Here is a 12,129-nt window from a genome sequence, read left to right on the forward strand (position 1 = left end):
GTTCCATGACGTTATCCCTGCACCAGAACGCCCTGTCCCAGAGCTACCGCGAGATCCTCATCGGCCTCGGTGAAAACCCCGACCGCGAAGGTCTGCAAGACACCCCGGTTCGCGCGGCAAAAGCCATGCAGTACCTCTGCCGTGGTTATGAGCAAAGTGTCGAAGAGATCGTCAACGGCGCGCTGTTCGCGTCCGACAACGATGAAATGATCATCGTCGACAACATCGAGCTGTACTCGCTCTGCGAACATCACATGCTGCCCTTCATCGGCAAGGCCCATGTGGCTTATATTCCAACGGGCAAAGTGCTGGGCCTGTCGAAGATTGCACGACTGGTGGACATGTTCGCCCGTCGCCTGCAAATCCAGGAAAACCTCACTCGGCAAATCGCCGAAGCTGTACAGCAAGTGACCGGCGCGGCGGGCGTCGCGGTGGTCATCGAAGCCAAGCACATGTGCATGATGATGCGCGGCGTCGAGAAACAGAATTCGACCATGAACACCTCGGTGATGCTCGGCGCCTTCCGCGAGTCGAGCAATACCCGCCAGGAGTTCCTGCAATTGATTGGACGGAGCAAGTAGCAATGCCACAACTTCAACCAGGAACGGCACGCATACGGGTCAAGAACCTGTGCCTGCGGACCTTCATCGGGATCAACGAGGATGAAATCCTCAACAAGCAGGATGTGCAGATCAACCTGACCATCCTGTATGCCGCTCAGGAAGCGGTGCGTGACAACGACATCGATCACGCGCTGAACTACCGCACCATCACCAAGGCGATCATCGCCCACGTGGAAGGCAATCGCTTCGCCCTGCTCGAACGCCTGACTCAGGAAATTCTCGATCTGGTCATGGCCAACGAGTCGGTGTTGTACGCCGAGGTCGAAGTCGACAAGCCCCACGCCCTGCGTTTCGCCGAGTCGGTATCGATTACCCTCGCCGCGAGCCGCTGACCGCGTCTGGCACATTGCTCGTCAGACTTTTATCATCCGCGCCACGATTTGATTGCACAGAGCCCGCCATGACCGATCAACAACGCCTGGAACTCGAAGCCGCCGCCTTTCGCCGGCTGGTCGCCCATCTGGACAGCCGCAAGGATGTGCAGAACATCGACTTGATGAACCTTTCCGGTTTCTGCCGTAACTGCTTGTCCAAGTGGTACAAGGCCGCTGCCGATGAACGCCAGATCGAAGTCAGCCTCGATGACGCCCGCGAAGTGGTTTACGGCATGCCGTACGCCGAGTGGAAAGCCCTATACCAGCAAGAAGCCAACGCCGAACAACAAGCGGCGTTCGCCAAAGGAAAACCCAATGAGTGATTTGAACACCCTGCGCGCCAGCCTCAAGAGCGGCGAACACGTTTTTGCCGACACCCTGGCCTTCATCGCCGCCGGCTACGACTATCAGCCTCAGGCTTTCAACAACGGCGGCGTGGAAAACGCTGCCGGGCAGAACGAAGGTTCGTGCAAGACCCTGGGCCTGGCGCTGCTGGAAGGCTTGAGCGATGAAGAAGCGCTGTTGGCGTTCGGCGAGCATTATCGTTCGGTGGTGGCGACGCCTGAGGGCAGCGATCACGGCAATATTCGTGCGTTGATTGCGCATGGGTTGGCTGGCGTGAAGTTCTCGCAGCAACCGCTGAACCGCCGCTGATTCAACGCCCGCAAAATACGCCACGAGCGACACTGAACCTGTGGCGAGGGAGCTTGCTCCCGCTGGACTGCGTAGCGGTCCCCTTCTTTTGTAGATAAACAGGGTCGCTTCGCGGCCCAACGGGAGCAAGCTCCCTCGCCACAGGTTACGCGTCGCCATCGATCGGTATCAGGCAACATCCCGACTTTTAAGATTGACCCGGCAACTTTATTTCGTTTGCCGGGCACCGCTGCTCACGGCTTAGATAAAAAGAAGCATCCCTTCTTCAGAGTCGGTCATCCATGAGCAGCGAAACCATCAGCCAGTCGATCAACATCGTTCATCCCGTCACGCTCAGCCACGGCAAAAATGCCGAGGTCTGGGACACCGATGGCAAACGCTACATCGACTTCGTCGGCGGCATCGGTGTACTGAACCTCGGCCATTGCCATCCGCGCATCGTCGAGGCCATTCGCGAACAAGCCACCCGGCTGACCCACTACGCGTTCAACGCCGCCCCGCATGTGCCCTACCTCGAACTGATGGATCGCCTGACCGCGTTTATTCCGGTGGAGTACCCGGTCAGCGGCATGCTCACCAACAGCGGCGCGGAAGCAGCGGAAAACGCCCTGAAGATCGTGCGTGGCGCCACCGGTCGCACGGCCGTCATCGCCTTCGACGGCGCCTTCCATGGCCGCACTCTTGCCACACTCAACCTCAACGGCAAAGTCGCGCCCTACAAACAGAAAGTCGGCGTGCTGCCGGGCCCGGTTTTTCACCTGCCCTTCCCGAGCAAGGACAACGGCGTGACCTGCGCCGAGGCTCTAAAAGCCATGGACCGGCTATTCAGCGTCGAGATCGACGTCAATGACGTCGCCTGTTTCATCGTCGAACCGGTGCAGGGCGAATCGGGCTTCCTGGCGCTGGACGTGGAGTTCGCCCAGGCGCTACGTCGCTTCTGTGATGAAAAAAACATCCTGCTGATCGCTGATGAAATCCAGTCCGGCTTCGGTCGCACCGGCCAGCGCTTTGCATTTTCGCGACTGGGCATTGAGCCCGATCTGATCCTGCTCGCTAAAAGCATTGCTGGCGGCATACCACTGGGTGCGGTGGTCGGGCGCAAGTCGCTGCTCGACACCTTGCCCAAGGGCGGACTGGGCGGCACCTATTCGGGCAACCCGATTGCCTGCGCCGCGGCACTGGCAACCCTGGACGAGATGACCGATGCGAACCTGCACGCCTGGGGTTCGCAACAGGAAGAAGCCATCGTCAGCCGCTACGAGGCCTGGCGCACCAACAAGCTTTCCCCGTTTCTGGGTCGCCTGACCGGCGTTGGCGCGATGCGCGGTATTGAGTTGACCAATGCCGACGGCACACCGGCATCGGCGCAGTTGACACAACTGCTCGCGTTGGCACGAGACGCGGGTTTGCTGCTGATGCCCAGCGGCAAATCGCGCCACATCATCCGGCTTTTGGCGCCGTTGACCACTGAGGCAGCAGTGCTGGAAGAAGGGCTGGATATTCTCGAGGCCTGCCTGGCGAAGCTTTCCTGAAAAGCAAACTGCGATCCGGGACTGACATAGCGAATTATGTTCGCTTGTAGTCCCCGATTTCGCGTCGCAATACTCACCCAATACCCCTTTTACCAAGCGAGATCACTACCCCTACAAGCCTGAGGCATTCATGTATCACGACAATATAATTTATAAAAAAAAGTCCAATGATCCTCAATTCCTGCTTGGCGTAGCCGTGGTGCTGTTTCTCGGCTCCTACCTGATGAACCTGGGTAACAGCTCCCTCAGTCATTTCCTGCATCCGCTGTTGGGCGATGCCCCGGACAGCCTGACGGCTCGCAATATCGCCATCGGCCTGGCGATTGCCGCACTGGGCACGCTGAACTTTCACGTCCTCGGACGCTTGAAATTCAAGGTGCAGACCACCGTGGTATGGATCGAACTGCTGATCCTGTTCCTGGCGTTCTTCGACACCTTCGACCTTTCCTACAGCTTCATCCTCGACAAGATCGGTTTCCTGATCATCCAGGGCGCCGCGACCACGCTGTACATCTCCGCCGTGGCGATCGTGATTGCCTTCGTGCTGGCGTTGATCGGTGCCGTGGCCAAGCTGTCCAACAACGGCCTGGCCAATGCCATCGCCTCGTTCTATACCTCGTTTTTTCGTGGTGTTCCGCTACTGATCCAGATCTACCTGATTTACCTCGGACTGCCGCAACTGGGTTATGTGGTGGACGCCGTGCCGGCCGGCATCCTCGCGTTGTCGCTGTGCTACGGCGCCTACATGACCGAGATTTTTCGTGCAGGCATCCAGAGCATTCCGGTGGGTCAGTGGGAGGCTTCACGAGCCCTGGGCATCAGCCCGTTCAAGACCCTGAGCCGGGTGATCATGCCGCAAGCCTTGCGGGTGATCATCCCGCCCACCGGCAACCAGTTCATCGCCATGCTCAAGGACAGTTCGCTAGTGTCGGTGATCGGCGTCTGGGAATTGATGTACCTGGCCAAGACCCAGGGCCGCGCGGATTTCCGTCACCTGGAAATGCTGATCACCGCCGCGATGATTTACTGGGCCCTGTCGTTCATCCTCGAACGGGTGCAGGCGCGGATCGAAAAACGGGTCAACCGATCCATTGCAAGGGGTTGATGAGTGATGACTACGGCAGAACGACTCGACCTGGCACCTGTTGCGCAGGCCAGCCCTTCGATGATTTCCATCACCGGCCTGAACAAGTGGTACGGCGATTTTCACGCGTTGCGCGATGTCGACCTGAACGTCGCCACGGGCGAAATCCTTGTAGTGTGCGGGCCGTCGGGCTCGGGCAAGTCGACGATGATTCGTTGCATCAACCACCTGGAGAATTTCCAGAAAGGCCATATACAGGTCAACGGCATCACCCTCACCAGCGAGGCAGAAAGTGTCAGCGCGGTGCGCCGGGAAATCGGCATGGTGTTCCAGAGCTTCAACTTGTTCCCACACTTAAGCGTAATGGACAACCTGACCCTGGCCCCGCAACTGGTGCAAGGCGTGTCGAGCGCCGAGGCAAAAAAGCGCGCTCAGGTTTACCTGGAACGGGTACGCATTGCCGAACACGCCGACAAGTACCCTTCGCAACTGTCCGGCGGCCAGCAGCAGCGCGTGGCGATTGCCCGGGCGCTGTGCATGAACCCCAAAGTGATGCTGTTCGACGAGCCAACCTCGGCCCTCGATCCGGAAATGGTCCACGAAGTGCTGGACGTGATGGGTGAACTGGCCACCGACGGCATGACCATGATTTGCGTGACCCACGAAATGGGTTTTGCCAGCAAGGTCGCCGACCGCGTGCTGTTCATGGACCAGGGCCAGGTCATCGAACAAGCCACCCCTTCCGAGTTTTTCAACAACCCGCAAACCGAACGCGCACAGAAATTCCTGTCGCAGATCATTGGTCACTGAGCACCGCTTTGCCCCTTCATAACAAAAACGATAAGTGGAGATGGACATGGTCAGCAAAAAACACGTAATCGCAGCCGCAATGTCGCTGGTGTTCGTCGGCGCCGCCAACGCCGGAGCCGTTCTGGACAAAATCCAGAGCAGTAAAACAATGACCGTCGCCACGTCAGCGACCTGGCCTCCCCAAGGGTTTATCAACGACAAGAACGAAATCGACGGGTTTGACATCGACGTTTCCAAAGAGATCGCCAAGCGTCTCGGCGTCGCCGTCAAGTTCATCACGCCTGACTGGGACGTGATCACCGCCGGCAAGTGGAACGGGCGCTGGGACATGTCCGTGGGCTCGATGACCGCCACCAAAAGTCGCGCGCGAATTCTCGATTTCCCCGCGACCTATTACTACGTGCCCTACGTGTTTGCGGTTCACAACAAATCCACACTCACCGACCACAAAGCCCTCAATGGCAAAACGATCGGTGTCGAAGGCGGCACCACGTCCGAGGACTATTTCAGCCAGGCGCTGGCCATTGAAACCACTGACGTGCCACCTGTCGTTTATGACGTAAAGACCACAAAAATGAAGACTTACTCCGGTTCCGTCGGACCGCTGGACGACCTGCGCCTGGGTGACGGTACCCGGCTGGACGCCATCCTCACTCAACGCAGCACACTGGACGCAGCAGTGAAGAGCGGTTACCCGCTGCGGGCCGTCGACAATGCAGTGGCATTCTACGAACCCCTGGCCATTGCCACCGACAAGGGTGACGCGGAATTGAAGGCCAAGCTCGGTCAAATCATCGGCGAGATGCACAAGGACGGCACGCTGACCAAGCTGTCGGACAAGTGGTACGGCGTCGACTACTCGACCATCAAATAACCCCCCTCCCCCGTGGGAGCGAGCCGGCTCCGGGCGGCGATCCGACGATGAGGCCATAACATTCAATATCAATGTTGAATGTGAGACCGCCATCGTCGGAACGCCGCCCGGAGCCGGCTCACTCCCACAAAAAGCAATTTCTCAAGGATTGACCATGTCCTTCCCCACCACCTGGTACTCCCAAACCTCGCTGCCCCGCGCGGCCAGATCCGAACTTCGCACTGACGAAAACTGCGACGTCTGCATCATCGGCGCCGGGATCGCGGGCCTTACCGCGGCCCTGGAGCTGACCCGGCGCGGCAAACGCGTGATCGTCCTCGAAGCCCAGCAAGTCGCCTGGGGCGCGTCCGGTCGGAACGGTGGCGTGGTCTCACCAGGCTGGGCTGAGGGTTCGGGAGCGATACGCAAGAAACTCGGGCTGGAACAGGCCAAGGCGTTATTCCAAATGTCGGTCGAGGGCGTCGATATCGTCCGCCACAACATTGCCGAACTGGCTCTGGCCGGTTGCGCGCCATCGGCAGGCACGATCCGGGTCAAGCGTTACGACGACGGCGCCGAGGTGAAAAACCATATCGAGACCATGCGCCGCGACTTTGGCTATGAACTCAATTTCCTCGACACCGCCCAGGTTCGCGAACGCGCGCACACCTTGCGCTATTTCCAGGGTGTCGAAGACCCCAACGCCTTGCACTTCCACCCGCTGAATTATTGCCTGGGCCTGGCCCTCGCCATCGAAGCGGCTGGAGGGCATATTTTCGAACACTCAAAAATGCTGGCCTGGCATCACGAAGGCGTCGATAAAATTGTCCAGACCGCTCACGGCACCGTGTGCTGTCAGGACCTGGTGTTCTGCGCCGGCGGCTACGGCGGCCCGGAACTGCAAAAACTCAGCCGCGCCTACCTGCCTATCGCGACCTACGTGGTACTGACCGAACACCTGGGCGACTCGATCAAAAACGTCCTCGACTCCGGCGCCGCGTTCTCCGACGACCGCCGCGCCTCGGATTACTACCGCGTGGTCGAAGGCGACCGCCTGCTCTGGGGCGGACGCATCACCACCCGTAACGAACAGAACGAAAAGGCCCTCGCCAGCATGCTCAAGGCCGACATGGTGTCGGTTTATCCACAACTGGCCCCGGTCAAAATCGAACTGGCCTGGTCCGGTTTGATGGGTTACTCCACCAACAAGATGCCCAACCTGGGATTGCTCGAACCGGGCGTCTGGGCCTGCACCTCGTTTGGTGGCCATGGCTTGAATACCGGCTCGATTGGCGGCAGGGTCATCGCCGAAGCGGTGTGCGGGGAAAGTACGCGTTATCAGTTGTTCAAACCGTACCTGCTGGACTGGAACGGCGGACCGTTCGGGCGGATTGCCGCCAATGCCATCTATCAATCGTTGAAGGTCATGGACTTCGTCCAGGAACGATTTCGCGGCTAACCACAAATCCCTGTGGGAGCGGGCTTGGTCCGGGCGGCGTTCCGACGAAGAGGCCATTACATTCAACATTGATGTCGACTGACAAACCTCTTTCGCGAGCAAGCCCGCTCCCACAGGTTTTGTGATCGACCACCAAATCGTGGGTACAAAAAAACCGGCCGAAGCCGGTTTTTTGTTTTCTACAGAATCAGAATCAAGCGTTCTGCAGGTCGTCGAGGTAGCGCTCGGCGTCCAGTGCCGCCATGCAGCCAGCGCCGGCCGAGGTGATGGCCTGACGGTAAACGTGGTCAGCCACGTCACCGGCAGCAAAGATACCTTCGAGGCTGGTGGCAGTGGCGTTGCCGTCACGGCCGCCCTGCACCACCAGATAGCCGTCTTTCAACGTCAGCTGGCCTTCGAACAACGAAGTGTTCGGGGTGTGGCCGATGGCGATGAACACGCCGTCGACGGTCAGCTCGTCGAAGCTGCCATCGTTGTTCTTCAGGCGGGCACCGGTCACGCCCATGTTGTCGCCCAGGACTTCGTCCAGTGTCGAGTTCAGCTTCAAGACGATTTTGCCTTCGGCAACCCGGGCATTCAGCTTGTCGATCAGGATCTTCTCGGCGCGGAAAGTTTCGCGACGGTGGATCAGGGTGACCTTGCTGGCGATGTTGGCCAGGTACAGCGCCTCTTCAACAGCGGTGTTGCCGCCACCGACCACGGCCACTGGCTTGTTGCGATAGAAGAAACCATCGCAGGTCGCGCAGGCCGAAACGCCTTTGCCCATGAAGGTTTCTTCCGACGGCAGGCCCAGGTAACGAGCGCTGGCGCCGGTGGCGATGATCAGGGCGTCGCAGGTGTAGGTCGCGCTGTCACCGGTCAGGGTGTACGGCTTGGCAGCGAAGTCCACGGCATTGATGTGATCGAAGACGATTTCGGTTTCAAAGCGCTCGGCGTGCTCTTTCATGCGTTCCATCAGCGCCGGGCCGGTCAGGCCGTGGACGTCGCCAGGCCAGTTGTCGACTTCGGTGGTGGTGGTCAGTTGACCGCCGGCTTGCATGCCGGTGATCAGCAGTGGCTTGAGGTTGGCACGGGCGGCATAGACTGCGGCGCTGTAACCGGCAGGGCCGGAACCGAGAATAATCACTCGCGAATGACGGACTTCAGACATGACCTGCTCCTGTTGACCGGCCCGAAACTTCTGGCGCGGAACGCCGGGTTGCCGGCGGGAATAAAAAAGGACCGTTGAAAGCACTTGGGGAAGGCTTGAGCTCGACAGTCCTGTAAAAAGTATGGGGTGCAGCGTATCGAGGGGGCGAAGATTAAGGAAATACGGTTTAACAATCCAGCTCATAGGCGGTCTCTATCCCATCACGATGGATGCATAGGCGCCTTTGTTACAGTTAATGTCGATGCTGCTGCCGCGCTTTCGCCCGTCAGGCAAAGCCGGTAAGGTCGGCGCGTTTCCCCTTTGCTCGGAGCACGTTATGCCCGCCCCCGTTCTGTCCGGCCCGCAATACCTGCGCGAAGGCCTCAAATTGGTCCTGAGCCCAAGCCTGCGTTTGTTCGTGCTGTTGCCGCTGGTGATCAACCTGGTGCTGTTCGTCGGATTGATCTACCTGGCCAGCCATCAATTCAGCCTGTGGGTCGATACGTTGATGCCGTCCCTGCCCGACTGGCTGAGTTTCCTCAGTTACATCCTGTGGCCGATTTTCGTCGTGCTTGTCGTTTTGATGGTGTTTTTCACCTTCACCATGCTCGCCAACGTCATCGCCGCGCCATTCAACGGCTTCCTCGCCGAGAAAGTCGAAGTGGTGGTGCGCGGGACCGACGACTTCCCGTCCTTCAGCTGGGGCGAACTGATCGCCATGATCCCCCGCACCCTGTCCCGCGAGATGCGCAAACTCGGCTACTTCCTGCCACGCGCCATCGGGTTGTTCATCCTTTCGTTCATCCCGGTGGTTAACATCGTTGCCGCACCATTGTGGCTGCTGTTCGGGGTGTGGATGATGGCGATCCAGTACATCGACTACCCGGCGGATAACCACAAACTGGGCTGGAACGAGATGCTCGCCTGGCTGCGCGAGAAGCGCTGGCAGAGCATGAGTTTCGGCGGCAGTGTTTATCTGGTGCTGCTGATTCCGGTGGTCAACATCCTGATGATGCCGGCCGCCGTGGCGGGTGCGACCTTGTTCTGGGTGCGTGAACGCGGCGCGGAAAACCTGGTAGTCCAGCGCTGACTCGGTCACAAATTCATCATCCCACCGTCACACTGACGACATGGCCTCAGCCGACACTGAGGTCATGACGACAGCTCTGCATATCACTCTGATCACCGAAACCTTCCCTCCCGAAATCAACGGAGTGGCCAATACCCTCGGTCGCTTGTGTGACGGCTTGCGCGCGCGCGGGCATCAGGTGGAATTGGTGCGACCGCGTCAGGGTTGCGATCAGCAGCAGGGCAGCGATGATGCGTTGTTGCTATGCCGGGGCTGGCCGCTACCGGGTTATCCCGGCTTGCAATGGGGTCAGTCGTCGATGCACAAGCTGCTGCGGCGCTGGAAGCGTCATCGGCCGGACGTGCTGTACATCGCCACGGAAGGACCGCTGGGATTGTCCGCGTTGCGCGCGGCGCGGCGCTTGGGGATTTCGGTGGTCAGCGGCTTTCACACTAATTTTCAGCAGTACTCCAGTCAGTATGGTCTTGGACTGCTGACGCGATTGCTGACCCACTACCTGCGCTGGTTTCACAATCGTTCGACGCTGACCCTGGTGCCGAGCGTGAGTCAACGAATGGAACTGGAGCGCCGGCATTTCGAGCGTCTGGCGTTGCTGTCGCGTGGGGTCGACAGCCAGTTGTTTCACCCGAGCAAGCGGCTGACGTCGCTACGCGAACAGTGGGGTCTGGCCGACAGTGACATTGCCGTCATCCATGTAGGTCGCCTGGCCCAGGAGAAAAATCTCGGTTTGCTCAAGCGCAGTTTCGACAGGCTGCGCACGACTTATCCACAGAAAAACCTGAAGTTGATCGTGATCGGCGACGGCCCGCAACGAGTGGTCCTGGAGAAGGAACTGCCCGAGGCGATTTTCTGTGGCTCTCAACGCGGTGAAGCCTTGGCCAGTCACTATGCGTCGGGAGATGTGTTTCTGTTTCCAAGCCTGACTGAGACATTCGGCAACGTGGTGCTTGAGGCACTGGCGTCGGGTTTGGGGGTGGTGGCCTACGATCAGGCAGCAGCGGCTCAGCACATTCGCCATGGCTACAACGGCGTACTGGCGATGCCGGGGGACGAAGAGGCGTTTTGCGATGCGGCGTGCTGGCTGTTGGAGGAGCGCGAAACCTTGCGCTGCGTGCGGCTTAATGCGCGTCAGCATGCGAGTCGCCAAGGGTGGGCAGCGATTATCGAGCAGTTTGAGGGGCAGTTGCGCGGGGCTTGTGTTGGTGAGCAAGTGCTGCCGAATGCACCGACGGTACTCTGATTCTTCAGTGTTCTTGAGTCCGCCTTCGCGAGCAGGCTCGCTCCCACAGTTGACCGCATTCTTCAGGTAGAACTCGGTTGAAAGTGGGAGCGAGCCTGCTCGCGAAAGGGCCCTGCCAAGCGCCGCTTAAACCAGCGTCATCAACGCCTCACGGCTGAACGGCAGGATGTCTTCTTCACGGCCGTCGCGCACTTTCTGCGCCCAGTCCGGGTCCACCAGCAGCGCACGACCGACGGCCACCAGATCGAACTCATTATTGTTCAAACGCTCCAGCAGTTTTTCCAGGCTGGCCGGCTGCGCGATCTTGTCGGTGTTGACCATGAACTGCAGGAACTCGCCATCCAGGCCGACACTTCCCACGGTGATGGTCGGTTTACCGGTGAGCTTACGGGTCCAGCCGGCCAGGTTCAGCTCGGAACCGTCGAACTCCGGCTCCCAGAAACGACGCGTCGAGCAGTGGAAAATATCCACGCCGGCGTCGGACAACGGCTTGAGGAATTCACCCAACGCTTCGGGTGTTTGCACCAGACGCGCGGTGTAATCCTGCTGCTTCCACTGCGAGAAACGGAAAATAATCGGGAAGCCTTCACCGACCGCGGCACGCACAGCCTGGATCAGTTCAATGGCAAAACGCGAACGGTTGGCCAGGCTGCCGCCGTATTCATCGGTGCGCTGGTTGCTGCCTTCCCAGAAGAACTGGTCCACGAGGTAGCCGTGGGCACCGTGAATTTCCACGCCGTCCATGCCGATGCTCTGGGCGTCTTTGGCGGCCTGGGCAAATGCGGCGATCACGTCCTGGATATCTTGCCGGGTCATGCCGTGAACCACGACCTGACCGTCCTTCAATTTCTCCGACGGACCGTAACCCGGCACGCTGGCGTCCGGCTCGGTGCCGATGCGGCGCACGCTGCCGACATGCCACAGCTGAGGAACGATCTTGCCGCCCTCGGCATGCACCGCGTCGACCACTTTCTTCCAGCCGGCCAATGCCGCTTCACCGTAGAAATGCGGCACGTTCGGGTAACCGTTGGAAGCCTTGTGGCCGACGGTAGTGCCTTCGGTGATGATCAGGCCCACACCCGCAGCGGCGCGACGACGGTAGTACTCGATCACTTTGGAATTGGGAACGCCACCCGGTGAAAACGAACGGGTCATCGGCGCCATGACGACACGGGTCGGCAGTTCGAGGGTGCCGAGGTGGAACGGTTTGAACAGGGCTTTGACGGGCATGGGACGCTCCACGGAAACGGTATCGACGGGACAGAGATTTTATGACGGCGA

At 59.4% G+C, this 12,129-nt stretch carries 13 protein-coding genes; 11 read left to right on the forward strand and 2 right to left on the reverse strand.

From position 1 onward, the window contains the following. The first annotated feature begins 5 nt into the window (after nucleotides 1-5). The 9 genes from folE (at nucleotide 6) to DFS28_RS14610 (ending at nucleotide 7,389) form a co-directional block, all read left to right on the forward strand. Nucleotides 6-581, forward strand: a complete 576-nt coding sequence (folE, locus tag DFS28_RS14570; RefSeq protein ID WP_008150696.1) for a GTP cyclohydrolase I FolE — start codon at nucleotides 6-8, stop codon at nucleotides 579-581. Nucleotides 582-583: 2 nt separating this feature from the next. Next, nucleotides 584-955, forward strand: coding sequence for a dihydroneopterin triphosphate 2'-epimerase (folX, locus tag DFS28_RS14575; protein WP_008150698.1), 372 nt, complete (start codon nucleotides 584-586; stop codon nucleotides 953-955). 68 nt (nucleotides 956-1,023) lie between these two features. Continuing rightward, nucleotides 1,024-1,320 carry a DUF1244 domain-containing protein gene (locus DFS28_RS14580; protein ID WP_111450387.1) on the forward strand — a complete coding sequence of 99 codons (297 nt, stop codon included), beginning with the start codon at nucleotides 1,024-1,026 and terminating at the stop codon, nucleotides 1,318-1,320. Beyond that, a complete protein-coding gene (locus tag DFS28_RS14585; RefSeq protein ID WP_008150702.1) occupies nucleotides 1,313-1,651 on the forward strand; it encodes a HopJ type III effector protein in 339 nt (112 codons plus the stop codon). Before DFS28_RS14580 ends, DFS28_RS14585 begins: the two co-directional genes overlap by 8 nt. A 281-nt stretch (nucleotides 1,652-1,932) precedes the next feature. Then, nucleotides 1,933-3,183 carry an aspartate aminotransferase family protein gene (locus tag DFS28_RS14590; RefSeq protein ID WP_111450388.1) on the forward strand — a complete coding sequence of 417 codons (1,251 nt, stop codon included), beginning with the start codon at nucleotides 1,933-1,935 and terminating at the stop codon, nucleotides 3,181-3,183. Between the two features lie 130 nt (nucleotides 3,184-3,313). Then, a complete protein-coding gene (locus DFS28_RS14595) occupies nucleotides 3,314-4,288 on the forward strand; it encodes an amino acid ABC transporter permease (protein ID WP_111450389.1) in 975 nt (324 codons plus the stop codon). A 60-nt stretch (nucleotides 4,289-4,348) separates the two neighbouring features. Then, nucleotides 4,349-5,077, forward strand: a complete 729-nt coding sequence (locus DFS28_RS14600) for an amino acid ABC transporter ATP-binding protein (protein WP_132834042.1) — start codon at nucleotides 4,349-4,351, stop codon at nucleotides 5,075-5,077. A gap of 46 nt (nucleotides 5,078-5,123) precedes the next feature. After that, entirely contained in the window at nucleotides 5,124-5,951 is an 828-nt protein-coding gene (locus DFS28_RS14605; protein WP_111450507.1) for a transporter substrate-binding domain-containing protein, read from the forward strand. A 154-nt stretch (nucleotides 5,952-6,105) separates the two neighbouring features. Then, the gene (locus tag DFS28_RS14610; RefSeq protein WP_111450391.1) at nucleotides 6,106-7,389 is read left to right on the forward strand and encodes an FAD-binding oxidoreductase; all 1,284 of its coding nucleotides are present in this window, start codon (nucleotides 6,106-6,108) and stop codon (nucleotides 7,387-7,389) included. A gap of 193 nt (nucleotides 7,390-7,582) precedes the next feature. On the opposite strand, the gene trxB is transcribed toward DFS28_RS14610, so the two are convergent. After that, the gene (gene trxB, locus DFS28_RS14615) at nucleotides 7,583-8,539 is read right to left on the reverse strand and encodes a thioredoxin-disulfide reductase (RefSeq protein WP_111450392.1); all 957 of its coding nucleotides are present in this window, start codon (nucleotides 8,537-8,539) and stop codon (nucleotides 7,583-7,585) included. A 316-nt stretch (nucleotides 8,540-8,855) separates the two neighbouring features. On the opposite strand from trxB, the gene cysZ reads away from it, so the two are divergent. Further along, complete coding sequence (cysZ, locus tag DFS28_RS14625; protein WP_111450508.1) at nucleotides 8,856-9,608, forward strand: sulfate transporter CysZ; 753 nt, start codon at nucleotides 8,856-8,858, stop codon at nucleotides 9,606-9,608. A 40-nt stretch (nucleotides 9,609-9,648) separates the two neighbouring features. Further along, nucleotides 9,649-10,848, forward strand: coding sequence for a glycosyltransferase family 1 protein (locus DFS28_RS14630; RefSeq protein ID WP_111450393.1), 1,200 nt, complete (start codon nucleotides 9,649-9,651; stop codon nucleotides 10,846-10,848). A gap of 126 nt (nucleotides 10,849-10,974) precedes the next feature. Here the strand turns inward: DFS28_RS14630 and DFS28_RS14635 are convergent, their stop codons facing one another. Next, a complete protein-coding gene (locus DFS28_RS14635) occupies nucleotides 10,975-12,078 on the reverse strand; it encodes an NADH:flavin oxidoreductase (RefSeq protein ID WP_111450394.1) in 1,104 nt (367 codons plus the stop codon). Nucleotides 12,079-12,129 lie beyond the last annotated feature (51 nt).

It is taken from the genome of Pseudomonas sp. 478, assembly GCF_003254125.1.
Classification (GTDB): Bacteria; Pseudomonadota; Gammaproteobacteria; order Pseudomonadales; family Pseudomonadaceae; genus Aquipseudomonas.

Bases quoted from the DNA above. Each gene is read 5' to 3' on its own strand.
- folE (WP_008150696.1), top strand. From the start codon at position 6: ATGACGTTATCCCTGCACCAGAACGCCCTGTCCCAGAGCTACCGCGAG.
- folX (WP_008150698.1), top strand. From the start codon at position 584: ATGCCACAACTTCAACCAGGAACGGCACGCATACGGGTCAAGAACCTG.
- DFS28_RS14580 (WP_111450387.1), top strand. From the start codon at position 1,024: ATGACCGATCAACAACGCCTGGAACTCGAAGCCGCCGCCTTTCGCCGG.
- DFS28_RS14585 (WP_008150702.1), top strand. From the start codon at position 1,313: ATGAGTGATTTGAACACCCTGCGCGCCAGCCTCAAGAGCGGCGAACAC.
- DFS28_RS14590 (WP_111450388.1), top strand. From the start codon at position 1,933: ATGAGCAGCGAAACCATCAGCCAGTCGATCAACATCGTTCATCCCGTC.
- DFS28_RS14595 (WP_111450389.1), top strand. From the start codon at position 3,314: ATGTATCACGACAATATAATTTATAAAAAAAAGTCCAATGATCCTCAA.
- DFS28_RS14600 (WP_132834042.1), top strand. From the start codon at position 4,349: ATGATTTCCATCACCGGCCTGAACAAGTGGTACGGCGATTTTCACGCG.
- DFS28_RS14605 (WP_111450507.1), top strand. From the start codon at position 5,124: ATGGTCAGCAAAAAACACGTAATCGCAGCCGCAATGTCGCTGGTGTTC.
- DFS28_RS14610 (WP_111450391.1), top strand. From the start codon at position 6,106: ATGTCCTTCCCCACCACCTGGTACTCCCAAACCTCGCTGCCCCGCGCG.
- trxB (WP_111450392.1), bottom strand. From the start codon at position 8,539: ATGTCTGAAGTCCGTCATTCGCGAGTGATTATTCTCGGTTCCGGCCCT.
- cysZ (WP_111450508.1), top strand. From the start codon at position 8,856: ATGCCCGCCCCCGTTCTGTCCGGCCCGCAATACCTGCGCGAAGGCCTC.
- DFS28_RS14630 (WP_111450393.1), top strand. From the start codon at position 9,649: ATGGCCTCAGCCGACACTGAGGTCATGACGACAGCTCTGCATATCACT.
- DFS28_RS14635 (WP_111450394.1), bottom strand. From the start codon at position 12,078: ATGCCCGTCAAAGCCCTGTTCAAACCGTTCCACCTCGGCACCCTCGAA.